Below are 18,581 nucleotides of genomic sequence, written 5' to 3' on the forward strand. Positions count from 1 at the left end.
CTTTCTCCTCGCCTGGGAACTGCTGGCGCAGATCTATCCTTGGTAACACTCATCGAAAACATTTTTATCAGATAGTGCGTGGAAGCGGTTACAGAATTTTCATAAAAAGTGTGATGGATCTTTAATTTTACGATCCGCCTCGCATCGTGAGGACTATCCTTCAATCGGATCGACGTCCAGAACCCATTTAACTTTCCGCGCTTCAGGGAGCGTATTGATCAACGCCAGCGTGCCGCTGATGATGTGTTGCAGGCGAATCCGTGAAGGATGCTGAAGTAAAATTTGCCAGCGATAGCGGCCGCCGCGTTTTGGCGCGAGGGCCGGAACCGGACCTAAGATCCACAGCTTATCGTCTGATAGCGGGCTGGCCTGAATCAGATTACGCAACTGCTGGAGAAAGACGGGCGCCTGCTGATTGTTGTGATCCTCTGCGCGAATAATGACGTGGCTGGTCCATGGCGGAAGCTGGAGCGTTTGCCGTTCCGCCAGCGCCTGCTCCGCAAACGCATCATAGCCTTTATACAGTAACGTTTGCAGCAGGGGATGCTCAGGATGGTGCGTTTGGAGCACCACTTCGCCCTGTTTGCCCGCGCGCCCGGCGCGACCGGAAACCTGAGTGTAGAGCTGGGCGAAGCGTTCCGCCGAACGAAAATCTGCGGAAAAAAGCGCGCCATCGACGTCCAACAACGCCACCAGCGTGACGTCCGGGAAGTGATGGCCTTTCGCCAGCATTTGTGTGCCTATCAGAATGCGCGCTCCGCCGCGGTGAACTTCCGCCAGATGCTGCTCCAGCGCGCCTTTACGACTGGTGGTATCGCGGTCGATTCGTGAGATCGGCACGCCGGGGAAGAAGGGCGCCAGCACCTGCTCCAGCTGTTCCGTCCCTAACCCAACCGGTAGCATATGTGTGGAGCCACAGGAGGGGCACTGACGCGGTACCGGACGCTGGCTGTCGCAGTGATGACAGCGTAAATGATGCTGCGCCTGGTGCAGCGTGTAGTAGTGATCGCAACGCGGGCACTCTGCAATCCAGCCGCAGTCGTGGCAAAGCAGCGCGGGCGCGAATCCCCGGCGGTTAAGAAATAAAATTACCTGATTGTCGGCCTGGAGATGTTGGCGCATACGGGCGATAAGGGCGGGCGCCAGTCCCGCCTGAAGACGCTGGCCTTTTAAATCCAGCACATGCTGCAGAGCTGGGCGGGCGTTGCCTGCGCGCCGCGTCAGACGCAGCATCCGGTATTTTTTCTGCCGCACGTTACATAGCGTTTCCAGGGCTGGGGTGGCGGAGCCGAGAATAATCGGGATCTGCTCGCTATGGGCGCGATACACTGCCAAATCGCGGGCGTGGTAGCGCCACCCTTCCTGCTGTTTATAAGAGCTGTCGTGCTCTTCGTCGATGACAATCACGCCAAGATTTTTAAACGGCGTAAACAGCGAGGAACGCGTGCCGATGACAATCGCCGCTTCGCCGTTTTTCGCTTTCAGCCATGCCGAAAGACGCTCGCTGTCGTTTAGCCCGGAATGCAGCACTTCCACCGGCGCGTTAAAACGTTCGCGAAAACGGGCGATCGTTTGCGGCGTCAGGCCGATTTCCGGCACCATCACCAGCGCCTGTTTGCCCTGGGCGAGGACGTTTTCCAGCACGCTCAGATACACTTCGGTCTTGCCGGAACCGGTTACGCCTGCCAGCAACCAGGCGGAGAAACCGTCCGACGCGCTGTGAATCGCGCCGACTGCTGTCGCCTGTTCGGTATTCAGCCGCAGGCGCTCTCCTGCGACGGCATAACGCTCCCGCCAGTCGGTAAACGCGGGCGTTTCACTGGCAAGCTCACAAAGTCCCTTACGCCGCAGCGTTTGCAGCGTGGCGTCAGTAAAATCAAGCTCGGCTACCTGATAGCGCCAGATCTTTCCTTGCCGTAGCGCCGCCAGCGCCTGTTGTTGTTTGGCGGAGCGTTTCAGGCTGTTGATATCGACGGCTTGCCCCTCTTCGGTGGCGAACCAATACCATAGGGGCGCGTTGCTGGCTGGTTTTCCCTGACGCAATAAAACCGGCAGAGCGTGAAACAGAACGTCGCCGAGGGGATGGTGGTAGTAATCCGCCGCCCAGAGGAGTAAGCGCCAGATGGAGGGAGAAAAGATTGGCTCGTTATCCAGGATTTCAATGACCGATTTTAATTCATTGAGCGGCAATTCGCTGTGGTCGCTAACCGAGACGACAATGCCCACGCGCTCTTGCTGCTTGCCGAACGGCACGCGCACGCGGCACCCGGCTTTGGCGACCCCGCCTTCCGGCAGCAGGTAATCAAAGGTTCGGGGAAGCGGAACGGGCAAGGCAACGTGCGCGACGGACATAGCATCTTCCTGACTTGAAATTTCGTCGGGTAGTATACACATTACGATAAGGGAGCGCGGATCAGTTTGCATACGGTGGTCAAATTCTGTATGATTCGCCGCCTTTGGTGCGTGTTGTGAGCATCAAACCCTTTACTATTAACTTCGCGTGGTGTCTGGCGTTAGGGCTGGAAGAGCGACGCGGCCTTACACTGAGGTTCCCCATGAAAAAAGGTATTCACCCGAATTACGTAGAAATTACTGCAACCTGTTCTTGCGGTAATGTTATCAAAACCCACTCTACCGTGGGTCACGACCTGAACCTGGACGTGTGCGGCAAATGCCACCCGTTCTTCACTGGTAAGCAGCGTGTTGTTGATACCGGTGGTCGTGTTGAGCGCTTCAACAAGCGCTTCAGCATCCCTGGCAGCAAATAAGTTACCGCCAGAAAAAAAAGCGCCGCAGGGCGCTTTTTTTGTTTTCTAGGGATAACAGTATTTGTTCAGACACATTCTGTGATCCGTAATCGCTTTCATTACGCTTCCTGCCGTGAGTTTTAACGAAGGATTTATAGTCAGTCCCGCACTTTCCAGCCCCTTCGCTGTCCATTTATTGCAGGTATTGAGTATGCCGTAGCGGCCATTCGCGGCGTAAAACTGGCTATCGCCGTAAATTCCTTGTTTTAACGGAATCAGATTACCCCCTTCGTCACGCGCAAAGCTGCGGCCCAGATAGCGCATCAGACTGTTACGCTGGTTTGTGTGCAGGAGCAGTGATTTTATCTCGCTACCGACGAAATAGCGTTCTGGTTGACCGGAAAAGGCGACGATGTGCATAACCGCGCCGGATGACCAGAACATGGCCTGGAGCGTAAGCGCGGTGGTTATTTCTTGTGACTGATAAAAGCCCTTATCGCCCCAGCCGATTTCATACCACTGCGTCTCCTGAGCGAACCGTTTTTTAAGCTGTGGCAGAACGGTATTAACATCATGGGCCGGCGCAATAATTCCCGTGTGCCAGCCATGACTGACGATATAGATTTCCGTCGGGGAGGGCTGTCCGCCTGTCGTAGGTTTTACGGCTTGTGGAAAGGTTGTGCAGCCATATAGCAATAAACTTATCCAGGCGATAAAGAGATTTTTCATGACATATCACCAGCAAAGGCGCGGTATGTTGTGGCGTTTGTCTAATGACGCTGCGCTTATCGGGTCGGTGCCGGATTGGTAATTCATTGATATTTTTGCATTCCTCTTCGAGGGCAATAAGGCGAATGTCATAACTACAATACGTTTTAACCATTCAGGCGGAAGTTAGCTTCCGCCTGTTTTACTTTTACTATCTCGCTTTATTTTTTAAACATCTGCTCTGGATCGATAATCAGCGCCCGATAACCCAGCATACCGGCACGGTTACTGTGTACTTTTAGCTCCAGCATCACATCCTGAGTACCGTCTTTGACTTCATCCAGAACGGAAACGATCGGTTTTGTACCGCTCATTCCCGCTGTAGCCGAGTACATGAACATCGTTTTGGTTTCCGGGCGATATTCCGTGACGGAAGTAATGGCGCTGTACCAGTCAAAACCGCGCTCTTTACCATATTCCCACATTTGGGAAACCGTCATATTTTTTTCGTCAATTTGATATTCCACGCCGCGGGAATATTTCATTGACGGCATGGCCGGTTGTTCCATGCCGCGCGCATCGCCGTTATCAAAGGCGGTCACGACGGTTTTACCTCCGGTGCTTTTGGATGGCACTAACCAACCGGTATGTTGTGTCCATGTCCAGTCAAATCCACCGTCGCAGTGGTGCGCTTCGCAGGTTAGCGGTTTACCGTTGCTGTCTACGGGTTTCAGCACTTTTTTCGCCAGTTCGCCTTTCCAGCCGGATGGATCGGAAAGTATCCATTTCACTTTTTTATCGCGACCAATTTTGATGATGGCAGACTGGTGGCGCGAGCTAATGATAATGCTGTCGTCGCGAGGATCGTAGCTGACGGAGTTAACATGCGCCCAGTTGCGGCCCGGGCCGGAGCCCGCGATATCGCCGAAGGGTTGTTTTGCAAGCTGCTCTTTGGTCATGACCTGACCGGAATGTTCGGCATCGACGCTCAAACATACCGCTCCCTGATCCATCGCCAGAATAACGTCGTCACGATAGGGGTCGAGGATTTTTGGCAGATCCCAGTAATCGATGGTATCGCCGTTCTGGTCAACTTCAAGAATATGATCACGCACAGTATTGATGGTGTATTTACCATTTAATGGATAATTTTCTTTTGCGACACGCAGCAGGTAGGTGCCTTTCGGCGTTTCGGTAATGGCGTGCGAAAAATCAATAAATCCTTTTGGCAATCGTTTATCGGAAATAACGCGGCCTAAGAAATCATATTTAAAGTAACGTTGACCCTGGCCAAAAATAAGATTGCCATCGTTAACCTGATGGAAGCTCATCATGGAACCAAAACGCGTTATATCATCCTGGTTACGGAATTTATCAATATTCATATAGCCACGAACATCGCCATTCGTATCGCTAATCCAGTTGATACCGGTATAATCCCAGTTCGCCGCGCCGCCTGCGACATGCATAATGTGGCCGGCTCTTGGCATCCCCGTTATATGGTTAAAAAGATATAAGCGATTTTTAAGCGAGCTATCGACTTTAACCGGTTCTACCGTAGGAAGAACGGCAGTTTGCCCGGTAGTAGAGGGTAATGATACCGGTGCGGCGTAAATGGACCACGTATAAGTTTGTTTTTTACCTTCTTCAGTCCAGTCAACTTTAACCTTATTGACATAATCTGGATACAAGCCAAATACAGGTATGCCGTCATGGGTATTTATAGCCTGCGGGCCGACATCATAACTGATCGGGATACCTTTTTCCCCTTTCCCTAAAACGGTAACCTTCACGTCCTGTACATTATGATTGGCTTTATTAATGATTGCTGTTAATGGGAAAACGCCGCCGTAGGGAGCGACATCGACCATACCTAATGGCCCCTCATGGACTGGAATGACATCTGCTGATGCGACCATTGGCCTGTTTGGGTCTAAAACGCCTGAGGCCAAAACGCTGCCGCTCAAACACAGGCAGCATAATACAGGTAAGACTTTCCTTGTAAATAACATATTTATTTCCCCATTCGATATTATCGATAAAATGAATGTATATTAACCTTCTTATTTATCGAAGATGAAAAAACATTTAAAAAAGTAAAACAATCCGCGGAGGGGAATAATGATGTTGGTCACAAATATGAGGTGTTCATGGTCTTTTTAACAATAATCATCGTTATACTATTTATTCAGTAAATATATGGCGGTGTATTATTATTCATGTACGCTTTGCTACGTGAAACATTAAATAAATATTGGAAGTTTAAATATAATAAAATTATATCGATTATGGCATGCCGGGAATTTTTTCAGGAAAATAACGAAGAGAAACTTATCATGTCTGACAAATTTATCCACCGAGGGTTATTCGGGAAGATGAACATTTAGAACAATGTCGGAGATAGCCGTGTACAAGGGGAATCGTTAAAAAAGCGCGGCCAGAGGCGTTCTGACCGCATGCTTTGCTATCAGTATTCCCACGTTTCCGGATCAATCCCCATCTCACGCATGATCTCTTTTGCCGCTTCCGGGATTTCATCGCTGCGCTCTTTTCGCAGATCGGCATCATCCGGCAAGGGTTGCCCGGTAAAGGCGTGCAGAAATGCTTCACACAACAGCTCGCTGTTGGTGGCGTGGCGCAGGTTGTTCACCTGACGACGCGTACGTTCATCGGTGAGGATTTTTAACACCTTCAGAGGAATGGAAACCGTAATTTTTTTGACTTGCTCACTCTTCTTACCGTGCTCAGCGTATGGGCTGATATATTCGCCGCTCCATTCAGCCATGAGATACTTAATCCTCTTCGTCATTAATATTGAGGTCTGAACCTGAGCCCGGACCATAATCGCGCGTAGTTTACCGTAGTGGCGCGGCCCTGACACGAAGTTAGCGGTCGCAGATGTGCGCTAATGCATATAATTTTAACGGCTATTTGCGGTTTGCTCAATCTATACGCAAAGAAGTTTAGATGTCCAGATGTATTGACGTCTATTGTGGTAGTGGTTAATCTGTGGCCTGACTTTCACCGACTCAGCCAGGAATATCTTCATATGACGCGTAAACAGGCCACTATCGCAGTGCGTAGCGGATTAAACGATGACGAACAATACGGCTGCGTTGTGCCGCCAATTCATCTCTCCAGTACCTATAACTTTACCGGTTTCAATGAGCCGCGCGCGCATGATTATTCCCGCCGCGGTAATCCCACGCGTGATGTGGTTCAGCGCGCATTAGCGGAACTGGAAGGCGGCGCGGGCGCGGTATTGACGAATACCGGCATGTCGGCGATTCATCTGGTCACCACCGTTTTCCTCAAGCCGGGCGATCTGCTGGTCGCGCCGCATGATTGCTATGGCGGCAGTTATCGTCTGTTTGACAGTCTGGCGACACGCGGCTGTTATCGTGTGCGGTTTGTCGATCAGGGCGATGAACGCGCCTTACAGGCGGCGCTGGAAGAAAAACCGAAGCTGGTACTGGTAGAAAGTCCAAGTAATCCATTGTTACGCGTGGTGGATATTGCGAAAATCTGTCGGCTGGCGCGCGAGGCGGGCGCAGTGAGCGTCGTTGATAACACGTTTTTAAGCCCGGCGCTGCAAAATCCGCTGGCGTTGGGTGCCGATCTGGTGTTGCATTCATGCACGAAATATCTCAACGGTCATTCGGATGTCGTGGCCGGCGTGGTGATTGCTAAAGATCCGGAAATGGTCACTGAACTGGCGTGGTGGGCGAATAATATTGGCGTGACCGGCGGGGCGTTTGATAGCTATCTGCTGCTGCGCGGTTTGCGAACTCTGGTGCCGCGTATGGAGCTGGCGCAGCGCAACGCGCAGGCGATTGTGAAATATCTGCAAACCCAGCCGTTGGTGAAAAAACTGTATCACCCGTCGCTGCCGGAAAATCAGGGGCATGAAATTGCCGCGCGCCAGCAAAAAGGCTTTGGCGCAATGTTGAGTTTTGAACTGGATGGGGATGAGGAGACGCTGCGTCGTTTTCTGGGCGGGCTGTCGCTGTTTACGCTGGCGGAATCTTTAGGGGGAGTGGAAAGTTTGATCTCTCACGCCGCCACCATGACGCATGCCGGTATGTCGCCGCAGGCGCGTGCCGCCGCCGGGATCTCCGAAACGCTACTGCGTATCTCCACCGGTATTGAAGATGGCGAAGATTTAATTGCCGACCTGGAAAATGGCTTCCGGGCTGCAAACAAGGGGTAAACATGAGTGTGATTGCGCAGGCAGGGGCGAAAGGTCGTCAACTGCATAAATTTGGCGGCAGTAGTCTGGCGGATGTGAAGTGTTACCTGCGTGTCGCAGGCATTATGGCGGAGTATTCGCAGCCTGACGATATGATGGTAGTGTCCGCCGCAGGCAGTACCACCAACCAGTTGATTAGCTGGCTCAAGTTAAGCCAGACCGATCGCCTTTCTGCGCATCAGGTATTACAGACGTTACGCCGCTACCAGTGCGATCTGATTAGCGGGCTGCTTCCCGCCGACGCGGCAGATGACTTAACCAGCGCTTTTATCAGCGATCTGGAACGTCTTGCCGCCTTGCTCGACGGCGGCGTAACGGATGCCGTCTATGCTGAGATCGTCGGACACGGCGAAATTTGGTCGGCGAGATTGATGTCCGCCGTCCTGAATCAGCAGGGTCTGGATGCCGCCTGGCTGGACGCGCGCGCATTTTTACGCGCCGAACGCGCCGCACAGCCGCAGGTTGATGAAGGGCTATCTTATCCTTTATTGCAACAGCTACTGGCGCAGCATCCGGGCAAACGTCTGGTCGTGACCGGCTTTATCAGCCGCAATCACGACGGCGAAACGGTCCTGTTAGGCCGGAACGGTTCCGACTATTCCGCCACGCAAATCGGCGCGCTGGCGGGCGTTTCCCGCGTGACCATCTGGAGCGATGTCGCGGGCGTTTATAGCGCCGACCCGCGCAAAGTGAAAGATGCCTGCCTGCTGCCGTTGCTGCGTCTGGACGAAGCCAGCGAGCTGGCGCGTCTGGCGGCGCCTGTTCTGCACGCCCGCACGCTACAGCCAGTGTCCGGCAGCGATATCGATTTGCAGTTGCGCTGTAGCTACACGCCGGATCAAGGGTCAACCCGAATTGAACGAGTGCTGGCTTCCGGGACGGGCGCGCGTATCGTGACCAGTCACGATGATATCTGTCTGATTGAGTTTCAGGTGCCTGCCAGCCAGGATTTCAGGCTGGCGCATAAAGAGCTCGACCACATTTTAAAACGGGCGCAGGTGCGTCCGCTGGCGGTGGGCGTGCATCGCGATCGCCAGCTATTGCAGTTCTGCTATACCGCCGAGGTAGCGGATAGCGTACTGAAACTCCTCGACGATGTCGGGCTGCCGGGCGAATTGCGCCTGCGACAGGGGCTGGCGCTGGTGGCGATGGTCGGTGCGGGCGTCACTCGCAATCCGCTACACTGCCATCGCTTCTGGCAGCAGTTGAAAGGTCAGCCAGTGGAATTTACCTGGCAGTCGGAGGAGGGCATCAGTCTGGTGGCGGTGCTGCGTACCGGCCCAACTGAGAGCCTGATTCAGGGACTGCATCAGTCGGTTTTCCGCGCCGAAAAACGCATTGGCCTGATGCTGTTCGGTAAGGGGAACATCGGTTCCCGTTGGCTGGAACTGTTTGCCCGTGAACAAAGCACGCTTTCCGCGCGTACTGGTTTTGAATTTGTGCTGGCGGGCGTGGTGGATAGCCGCCGTAGCCTGTTGAATTATGAAGGGCTGGACGCCAGCCGCGCGCTGGCATTCTTTGATGATGAAGCCGTTGAGCAGGACGAAGAGTCGCTATTCCTGTGGATGCGTGCGCATCCGTATGATGATTTAGTGGTGCTGGATGTGACAGCAAGCGAGCAACTGGCCGATCAGTACCTTGATTTCGCCAGCCACGGTTTTCATGTGATTAGCGCCAATAAACTGGCGGGCGCAAGCGCCAGCGATAAGTATCGCCAGATTCATGACGCGTTTGAAAAAACCGGGCGTTACTGGCTGTATAACGCCACCGTGGGCGCGGGATTGCCGATCAACCACACGGTGCGGGATCTGATTGACAGCGGCGATACGATTCTCTCGATCAGCGGGATCTTCTCCGGGACGCTATCCTGGCTGTTCCTGCAATTTGACGGCACGGTGCCGTTTACCGATCTGGTGGATCAGGCCTGGCAGCAGGGGCTGACCGAACCCGATCCGCGCGTCGATCTTTCCGGAAAAGATGTCATGCGTAAGCTGGTGATTCTGGCGCGCGAGGCGGGATACGACATCGAGCCGGATCAGGTGCGTGTAGAATCGTTGGTGCCGGCGCACTGTGAAGAAGGGTCTATCGATCACTTTTTCGAAAACGGCGACGCGCTGAATGAACAGATGGTGCAGCGTCTGGAGGCAGCCCGCGAACTGGGGCTGGTGTTGCGTTACGTGGCGCGTTTCGACGCCAATGGCAAAGCGCGCGTCGGCGTTGAAGCGGTGCGTCCGGAACATCCGCTGGCGGCGCTGCTGCCGTGCGATAATGTCTTTGCTATTGAAAGCCGCTGGTATCGCGATAACCCGCTGGTGATCCGTGGGCCGGGCGCGGGTCGAGATGTGACCGCCGGGGCGATTCAGTCGGATATCAACCGCCTGGCGCAGTTGCTGTAATAAAGGCAAGTTCGTGAGCGAAGTGCCGGGTTGCGCTTCGCTCCCTCATCAATACGTTATGCAGTCATTCTGTAGATACTGATATACGAAGCGCCATCCGATTGCTGACGAAACATTATGGCGTGATGCTTTTTACATTCTCAACCCGGACATCCATCCGGGGGTAAGGAATATTGATGCCGTTTTCATCCATTGCTTCCTTGATATTTTCCAGAAGATCGTAGTAAGTACTCCAGTACTGAGCGTTGGGCACCCATACGCGAACATAGAAATTCAGGCTAGAGGGCGCAAGTTCGCCCAGGCGGACCGTAATATCGCGGGTTTTATCAATGCGATGATCTTGTTCAATAATACGATGTATCACGCTTTTTACGTCAGCAATACGGCTTTGGTAATCCACGCCAATAATCAGATCAATACGTCGATAGGGGTGTCGTGAATAGTTGATAATATTATCAGCAATAATTTTACCATTCGGGATGACAACTTCTTTGCTATCCGCAGTGAGCAGAGTGGTGGAGAAAATATGGACCTTTTCTACTGTGCCGATAACCAGGCCAATTTGTACAATTTCCCCGGCGCGGAAAGGACGCAGGGAGACAAGCAGTACGCCTGCGGCAAAGTTGGAAAGTGACCCTTGCAACGCCAGACCAATGGCTAAACCCGCCGCGCCGATAACGGCAATAATTGAGGAGGTTTCTATACCGATACGGCCAAGAGCGGCTACTGCCGTGAAAGCTATCGTGATGTAGCGAACCAGCGCGGAGAAAAAGTGGACAATAGTGGCATCCACTTGCCGCCTGAGAAGTAATTTTTCCAGCCCCCTCGATAGTAAGCGAGCTATTAACTTACCGATGAAAAGTAGAATGATGGCGGCAACAACATTCCAGCCAAAATGAATTACCGAGTCACTGTGCTCGGCCATCCATTTGATCGCGCCTTTAATTTTTGGAAATAACTCAAAACCTTCCATGTTTATCCTCTGTCAGCAGTATCCGCGGTATTAGCGGTAATAAAACGGTTCATTTTTGCTTGGATAATCGCCGCGCCGACGGGTGGTAGCAGTAACGCCCAGAATAGTGTCCAGCCGGTTCGTATTCCGCCATCTTCGTTTTTATTCGCCAGCAGATCGCGGATTTCGTCGCTAAGCGTCAGACACAATATGGCTGTGCCAAACGGCATAATGGCTGACAGCCATCCCGCGCCACATGCGGTCATGAGTCGGGGCGAAGGCGCCACAAATTGCATTTCCCGGTGAATTCTGAAGAACCAATAAATAATATAAAATGGAATGAAAAAGGCCAATAATGCGACGACAACGGGTTCTGCGCACTCAGGTCGCTGGGTTGATGAGAACCTTTTGGGCGGTGCAATATAGAAAAGTTCTTTTTTGAGCGGTAATAGTAGCAAAAGCGCGATAACCGCTAAAGTAATTACGATTATTCCTATATAAGGAATTGAGTATATAAATATAGACAGATAGCCAGCGATGATAAATTTGAACAGTAAGCAGAGGCTAAATAAAATAACAAATGTCTGAGCACTGCCGATAGCGCTGAAAAGCAGCATGGGGACTAACAGCGTTATGATCCCCACACCCAGATTAATTAAAAACTGCGCTATGATAAGCCTGACTACGTCAGACGGGCCATTTATGCAGAAGGAACAGACCACGCCAATGATTAACAGGAGCGCAACAAAGTAGAAGGGGTAACAATTTTTTATACGGCAGACAAACCAGCTGGCAACCATACCCAGGAGGTATCCCAGTTGGCCGCCAACGAGAATGGCGCCAATACGATCGGCTGGAATAGACAGAGATTTACTCCAAAAATAAACACCATACGACGATCCCAGCGAACCGATAAAAGAGAGCACCAAAAAGAAAAAAGTGATCCCCCAGAATCGATAGCTACTCAGGAGATCGGCGCAGGTCCATTTTTTATCTGACATTGACGGTAAAGTAATTTCCATATTTATCCCTTGTTTTCCATAGAAAATAAGAATGTATAGAGCTATTCAAATTGATAATAAATATTGATTATGTGAATAACGTTTATAGCCGATCTTAACTTAAAACGAAGGGCCATTTTATCAAATAGTTCTATTCTTTTTCAGCGTGTAAAAGCAGGATGTGAGGTGATTAAATCTATAGCGCCTTCTGAATGATAATCTGTGATTTTTTATGCGTGGCATTACATCATTGGGTTAAATGTGATTCCATTGTGAGTTATATTTTTCCGTCAGCAAATACAGAATTTGTGTGACGCGTTTGGCGGAATAGTGGGCGCTTTGCTGGAATTCAGGTTGTTGCCATAGCCAGGTAACAAAGCGGCGACTGGCCGCCAGATTAACGGCGACACCTTGTTCTAAGTGGGAACCGGTTAACGAACAGACCATTTTGCGGTTGTGACCTTGCCCCCAGAGTTGCCACTGATTTTGCCACCATCCCTGCCATGTTTTGCCTAACAGTTGCCACTCTGCGCGGCAATCGTCATCGTTTATCTCTTCCTCAACGAACCACAGCGAGGAGAGACGCTGGCGAAACCGCTCCGCCCATGCCGTAATGACCGCGCCGCGCAAAAAACACTCATGGGCAATGATGTGTGTCGTGACATCAGGAAAACGGTTTTTCAGCACCCGAAAATGACCATGCGCCGTAATGACCGGGCGAAGTATTGTCCCTTGCGCGTTCCGTTTAAGCGCCGCCGGGCCATACTGAATCTCATCGAACTGGCTGCGCTGTAAAAATTGCCGTTCTTTAATGGCGATACGGTGGATAATATCGCCATCCTCACCCTCGGGCGGCGCAATTCCTTTCCAGTGGTAATGCAAACTTTTTCCGGCAGACAGTAACGTGAAATTGCTGGAAAGGTGAAGAATATTGCCGCGAACAGCATCAAAACTGAATAAAAAGTACAATTGCTGGAAGGCATTCGCTCCCTGAAACGGTACGAGCAGCGGAATACTGCAAATCTGTTCCGGCGTTTCGGCGACATTCAGCGCGTGCTGTTTTGGCGTCCAGACTTTCTTACAGTACTGGCACTGAAGTCGCTGCGTTCCGCCGGGATTACGTCCATAACGAATCCATGTTTTTTGATAGCAGTCGGGGCAAAAGTGACCATGCTCTTTGGCATATTGCGCGATATAAGCAGACGCCCAGCGGCGAAATTCCCCCTCGTTGAAGAGCGGCGGATAACTGCCGCAGGCTCGACAATGCAATGCCGGATAACCCAGGCGATAGTCCGGCCACACATAATCCGGCGAGTCAGGCAGCCCAAGATTGCGACAACCAGCGCTTTTGCAGGCATTAATGGTGAACAGAGGCGGCATACATTTTACCAACGATTTTGGCAGGTCGTTGATTCTGCCTTCATAAAACGGTACGCGGGTGTGAGGACTCTCACATAAAAAAACCTTTCAGAACGTAACGTAGCGAATCTTTATATGACTGAAAGGGACTTATTTATGAAAGTAAAACTGCTTGCTGCCGGTATTTTGTTCACGCTGCCGTTCTGGGCCTGCGCCAAAGATGTCACCATTATTTACACCAACGATCTACACGCCCATGTGGAGCCTTATAAAGTGCCGTGGATTGCTGACGGTAAACGCGATATTGGCGGTTGGGCCAATATCACTACGCTGGTGAAGCAGGAAAAAGCCAAAAATAAGGCGACGTGGTTTTTTGATGCCGGAGATTACTTTACCGGACCGTATATCAGCAGCCTGACGAAGGGTAAAGCGATTATCGATATTTTGAATACCATGCAGTATGACGCTACCACTATCGGTAATCATGAGTTCGATCATGGCTGGGACAATACATTGTTGCAACTGAGCCGGGCGAAATTCCCTATCGTGCAGGGCAATATTTTTTATGAGGACAGCAGTAAATCCTTCTGGGATAAGCCGTACACCATTGTTGAAAAAGATGGCGTAAAAATTGGCGTAATCGGTTTACACGGCGTATTTGCTTTTAATGATACGGTATCCGCCGCGACGCGCGTGGGCATTGAGGCACGCGATGAAATTAAGTGGCTGCAACGTTACATTGATGAACTTAAAGGTAAAGTCGATCTGACCGTCGCGCTGATCCACGAAGGCACCCCGGCCCGCCAGTCCAGCATGGGGAATACCGATGTGCGACGCGCGCTGGATAAAGATATTCAGACCGCAAGTCAGGTAAAAGGGCTGGATATTTTGATTACCGGCCACGCGCATGTCGGTACGCCAGAACCGATTAAAGTCGGTAATACGCTGATTCTTTCAACGGACAGCGGCGGCATTGATGTGGGTAAACTGGTGCTGGATTACAAAGAGAAACCACACCACTTTACGGTGAAGAACTTCGAGCTGAAGACCATTTTTGCTGATGAGTGGAAGCCCGATCCGCAAACGAAACAGGTGATCGACGGCTGGAATAAAAAGCTCGATAAAGTCGTGCAGCAGACGGTGGCGCAATCGCCGGTTGAGCTGACCCGCGCGTATGGCGAATCGTCGTCGCTGGGGAATCTGGCGGCGGATGCGCTGCTTTTTACGGCGGGGAAAGACACCCAGTTAGCGCTTACTAACTCTGGCGGTATCCGCAACGAAATCCCGGCTGGCGCGGTGACGATGGGGGCGGTAATCAGTACCTTCCCGTTCCCTAATGAACTGGTCACGATGGATTTAACCGGTAAACAATTGCGCAGCCTGATGGAGCATGGCGCTGGATTAAGCAACGGCGTATTGCAGGTGTCTAAAGGGCTGGAGATGAAGTATGACAGCAGCAAACCTGTCGGCCAGCGGGTTACCGTGCTGACGCTCAATGGCAAGCCGATTGACGATGCTACGGTTTATCACATCGCTACCAACAGCTTCCTTGCCGACGGCGGCGATGGTTTTGCGGCATTCACGGAAGGCCAGGCGCGGAATACCTCCGGCGGCTACTATGTGTCGAATGCGATAGTTGATTACTTTAAGGCGGGCAACACCATCACGGATGAACAACTTAAAGGAATGCGCGTTGCGGATGTGAAGAAGTAATTTCCCCTGCCGCGGCGCGTTCAGTGCCGCGGCGTGACATGAAGAAAATTCATCTTTGCTGAATATTCCTCATTCTTTGGCGTGATTTTTCAGTTGACGTCCTTCCGCTTTTCCGTCATTTTTACATCTGGACGTCTAAACGGATAGATGTTTACAACACAACAAATAATAACATGCGATTGATGAGGTAAGGTATGAGCTTTTTTCACGCCAACCAGCGGGAAGCCCTGAATCAGAGCCTGGCGGAAGTACAGGGTCAGATTAACGTTTCGTTTGAATTTTTCCCGCCGCGCACCAGTGAAATGGAGCAAACCCTGTGGAACTCCATCGATCGCCTGAGCAGTCTGAAACCGAAGTTTGTTTCGGTAACGTATGGCGCCAACTCCGGGGAACGCGACCGCACCCATAGCGTTATTAAAGGCATCAAAGAGCGTACTGGGCTTGAGGCCGCGCCGCACCTTACCTGTATTGACGCCACGCGCGATGAACTGCGCACCATCGCCCGCGACTACTGGAATAACGGTATCCGCCACATTGTCGCTTTGCGCGGCGATTTGCCGCCGGGCAGCGGTAAGCCGGAGATGTACGCCGCCGATCTGGTTGGTTTGCTCAAAGAGGTGGCCGATTTCGATATTTCAGTAGCGGCCTATCCGGAGGTACATCCGGAAGCGAAAAGCGCGCAGGCCGATCTGCTTAATCTGAAGCGTAAAGTGGATGCTGGCGCTAACCGCGCGATAACCCAATTTTTCTTCGATGTGGAAAGCTACCTGCGTTTTCGCGACCGCTGTGTTTCCGCCGGTATCGACGTAGAAATTATTCCCGGCATTTTACCGGTGTCTAACTTTAAACAGGCGAAAAAATTTGCCGATATGACCAATGTCCGCATTCCGTCCTGGATGTCACTGATGTTTGAGGGGCTGGATGATGACGCAGAAACCCGCAAGCTGGTGGGCGCTAACATTGCGATGGACATGGTGAAAATTTTAAGTCGCGAAGGAGTGAAGGATTTCCACTTCTACACGTTGAATCGTGCGGAAATGAGTTATGCCATTTGCCACACGCTGGGCGTAAGACCGGGTTTATAACCTCCAGCTCCCTGCCGGGAGCTTTATTACACCTCATATTGATCTACATCTCTGTAACTAAAAATATAAAAGGTATTAGCTATCGAATCTGTGGATTAATTCAACTATATCTATTTGCTCCTGGTGTATATCGTAACGGTAACACTTTAAAAGGGAGCTGAGATATGAGCACGACCGACGATACCCATAACACGTTATCCACTGGAAAATGTCCTTTCCATCAGGGGGGGCATGACCGAAGCGCAGGCGCAGGGACTGCCAGCCGCGACTGGTGGCCGAACCAGCTTCGCGTGGATCTTTTGAATCAACATTCCAACCGTTCTAACCCGCTGGGTGAAGACTTTGACTACCGCAAAGAGTTTAGCAAGTTAGACTACTCCGCCCTGAAAGGGGATCTCAAGGCGCTGCTGACCGATTCACAACCGTGGTGGCCTGCCGACTGGGGCAGCTATGTCGGTTTGTTTATTCGTATGGCCTGGCATGGCGCTGGCACCTACCGTTCTATTGATGGTCGTGGCGGCGCGGGTCGTGGTCAACAGCGTTTTGCGCCGCTTAACTCCTGGCCGGATAACGTCAGCCTGGATAAGGCGCGTCGTTTGTTGTGGCCGATTAAGCAGAAATATGGCCAGAAAATTTCCTGGGCTGACCTGTTTATTCTGGCGGGTAACGTGGCGCTGGAAAACTCCGGCTTCCGTACCTTCGGTTTCGGCGCCGGGCGTGAAGATGTCTGGGAACCGGATCTGGATGTGAACTGGGGCGATGAAAAAGCCTGGTTGACTCACCGACACCCTGAAGCGCTGGCAAAAGCGCCGCTGGGCGCGACCGAGATGGGCCTTATCTACGTTAACCCGGAAGGGCCGGATCACAGCGGCGAACCACTTTCTGCCGCCGCCGCCATTCGCGCTACCTTTGGCAATATGGGGATGAACGACGAAGAAACCGTGGCGTTGATCGCTGGCGGGCATACCCTCGGTAAAACCCACGGCGCGGCAGCGGCATCCCATGTAGGGGCCGATCCGGAAGCCGCGCCGATTGAAGCGCAGGGCTTAGGTTGGGCCAGCAGCTATGGTAGCGGCGTTGGCGCGGATGCTATCACCTCCGGGCTGGAAGTGGTCTGGACGCAGACGCCGACCCAGTGGAGCAACTATTTCTTCGAGAACCTGTTCAAATATGAGTGGGTACAAACCCGTAGTCCGGCTGGCGCTATCCAGTTTGAAGCGGTAGATGCGCCGGACATCATCCCGGACCCGTTCGATCCGTCGAAAAAACGTAAGCCAACCATGCTGGTCACCGACCTGACGCTGCGTTTTGATCCGGAGTTCGAGAAGATTTCCCGTCGTTTCCTTAACGATCCGCAGGCCTTTAATGAAGCCTTTGCTCGTGCCTGGTTCAAACTGACGCACAGAGATATGGGACCAAAAGCGCGTTACATCGGACCGGAAGTGCCGAAAGAAGATCTGATCTGGCAGGACCCGTTGCCGCAACCGCTCTATCAGCCAACGCAGGAAGACATTATCAACCTGAAAGCGGCGATCGCTGCATCCGGGCTTTCTATTAGCGAGATGGTTTCGGTTGCCTGGGCATCCGCGTCTACTTTCCGCGGCGGCGATAAGCGTGGCGGCGCTAACGGCGCGCGTCTGGCATTGGCGCCTCAGCGCGACTGGGATGTCAACGCCGTTGCGGCTCGCGTTCTGCCGGTATTAGAAGAGATCCAGAAAACGACGAATAAAGCCTCGCTGGCCGATATTATTGTGCTGGCGGGCGTGGTCGGTATCGAGCAGGCGGCCGCTGCTGCGGGTGTCAGCATCAGCGTACCTTTTGCGCCGGGCCGGGTGGATGCGCGTCAGGATCAGACCGACATCGAGATGTTCTCGCTGCTTGAACCGATTGCCGATGGATTCCGTAACTATCGTGCGCGTCTGGATGTGTCGACGACCGAATCGCTGTTGATTGATAAAGCGCAGCAGTTAACGTTGACCGCGCCGGAAATGACGGTACTGGTTGGCGGGATGCGTGTGTTGGGAACCAACTTTGACGGCAGCCAGAACGGTGTCTTTACTGACAGACCGGGCGTGCTCAGCACTGACTTCTTCGCTAATCTGCTGGATATGCGTTACGAGTGGAAGCCCACCGACGACGCTAATGAGCTGTTCGAAGGCCGTGATCGTCTGACTGGCGAGGTAAAATACACGGCGACCCGCGCCGATCTGGTGTTTGGTTCCAACTCCGTACTGCGCGCGCTGGCGGAAGTTTACGCGTGTAGCGATGCGCACGAGAAGTTTGTGAAGGACTTCGTCGCGGCATGGGTGAAAGTGATGAACCTGGACCGTTTCGATCTGCAATAATCTGACAGGTTAATTCGTCAGCGGCT

Annotated in this window: 13 protein-coding genes; 6 read left to right on the forward strand and 7 right to left on the reverse strand. The window is 52.2% G+C overall.

Translation table 11 applies throughout. From position 1 onward, the window contains the following. Window positions 1–153 precede the first annotated feature (153 nt). Window positions 154–2,352 carry a primosomal protein N' gene (gene priA / locus J4728_RS18910; RefSeq protein WP_020437544.1) on the reverse strand — a complete coding sequence of 733 codons (2,199 nt, stop codon included), beginning with the start codon at window positions 2,350–2,352 and terminating at the stop codon, window positions 154–156. Between the two features lie 203 nt (window positions 2,353–2,555). Between priA and rpmE the strand changes: the two genes are divergently transcribed. Further along, window positions 2,556–2,768 carry a 50S ribosomal protein L31 gene (gene rpmE, locus J4728_RS18915; protein ID WP_000715284.1) on the forward strand — a complete coding sequence of 71 codons (213 nt, stop codon included), beginning with the start codon at window positions 2,556–2,558 and terminating at the stop codon, window positions 2,766–2,768. Between the two features lie 45 nt (window positions 2,769–2,813). Here the strand turns inward: rpmE and J4728_RS18920 are convergent, their stop codons facing one another. The 3 genes from J4728_RS18920 to metJ form a co-directional block, all read right to left on the reverse strand. Continuing rightward, window positions 2,814–3,476, reverse strand: coding sequence for a TIGR02117 family protein (locus J4728_RS18920; protein ID WP_000792788.1), 663 nt, complete (start codon window positions 3,474–3,476; stop codon window positions 2,814–2,816). A gap of 200 nt (window positions 3,477–3,676) precedes the next feature. Then, entirely contained in the window at window positions 3,677–5,467 is a 1,791-nt protein-coding gene (locus J4728_RS18925) for an aryl-sulfate sulfotransferase (RefSeq protein ID WP_208212230.1), read from the reverse strand. A gap of 455 nt (window positions 5,468–5,922) precedes the next feature. Next, a complete protein-coding gene (metJ, locus tag J4728_RS18930) occupies window positions 5,923–6,240 on the reverse strand; it encodes a met regulon transcriptional regulator MetJ (protein ID WP_000852811.1) in 318 nt (105 codons plus the stop codon). A 264-nt stretch (window positions 6,241–6,504) separates the two neighbouring features. On the opposite strand from metJ, the gene metB reads away from it, so the two are divergent. Together metB and metL are read left to right on the forward strand one after the other, a co-directional pair. Further along, window positions 6,505–7,665: a cystathionine gamma-synthase gene (gene metB / locus J4728_RS18935; protein ID WP_000197213.1), complete on the forward strand. Its 1,161-nt coding sequence runs from the start codon at window positions 6,505–6,507 to the stop codon at window positions 7,663–7,665. A 2-nt stretch (window positions 7,666–7,667) separates the two neighbouring features. Continuing rightward, entirely contained in the window at window positions 7,668–10,100 is a 2,433-nt protein-coding gene (gene metL / locus J4728_RS18940) for a bifunctional aspartate kinase/homoserine dehydrogenase II (RefSeq protein WP_000110807.1), read from the forward strand. Window positions 10,101–10,215: 115 nt separating this feature from the next. Here the strand turns inward: metL and mscS are convergent, their stop codons facing one another. From mscS to J4728_RS18955, 3 genes are all read right to left on the reverse strand, one after another. Beyond that, window positions 10,216–11,073, reverse strand: coding sequence for a small-conductance mechanosensitive channel MscS (gene mscS / locus J4728_RS18945; RefSeq protein ID WP_000398244.1), 858 nt, complete (start codon window positions 11,071–11,073; stop codon window positions 10,216–10,218). 2 nt (window positions 11,074–11,075) lie between these two features. Next, a complete protein-coding gene (locus tag J4728_RS18950; protein ID WP_052932703.1) occupies window positions 11,076–12,074 on the reverse strand; it encodes a hypothetical protein in 999 nt (332 codons plus the stop codon). 234 nt (window positions 12,075–12,308) lie between these two features. Next, complete coding sequence (locus J4728_RS18955) at window positions 12,309–13,433, reverse strand: hypothetical protein (protein ID WP_001134806.1); 1,125 nt, start codon at window positions 13,431–13,433, stop codon at window positions 12,309–12,311. 135 nt (window positions 13,434–13,568) lie between these two features. Here J4728_RS18955 and J4728_RS18960 point away from each other — a divergent pair, with 135 nt between their 5' ends. The 3 genes from J4728_RS18960 to katG all read left to right on the forward strand — a co-directional run bounded on the left by J4728_RS18960 (window position 13,569) and on the right by katG (window position 18,555). Next, on the forward strand, window positions 13,569–15,125 hold the full coding sequence (locus tag J4728_RS18960; protein WP_208212231.1) for a bifunctional metallophosphatase/5'-nucleotidase: 1,557 nt from the start codon (window positions 13,569–13,571) through the stop codon (window positions 15,123–15,125). A gap of 194 nt (window positions 15,126–15,319) precedes the next feature. Further along, on the forward strand, window positions 15,320–16,210 hold the full coding sequence (gene metF / locus J4728_RS18965) for a methylenetetrahydrofolate reductase (RefSeq protein ID WP_000007507.1): 891 nt from the start codon (window positions 15,320–15,322) through the stop codon (window positions 16,208–16,210). 164 nt (window positions 16,211–16,374) lie between these two features. Then, window positions 16,375–18,555: a catalase/peroxidase HPI gene (katG, locus tag J4728_RS18970; RefSeq protein ID WP_000108103.1), complete on the forward strand. Its 2,181-nt coding sequence runs from the start codon at window positions 16,375–16,377 to the stop codon at window positions 18,553–18,555. Window positions 18,556–18,581 lie beyond the last annotated feature (26 nt).

This window comes from Salmonella sp. 32070601201500089SM (assembly GCF_017573605.1).
Taxonomy (GTDB): Bacteria; Pseudomonadota; Gammaproteobacteria; order Enterobacterales; family Enterobacteriaceae; genus Salmonella; species Salmonella enterica.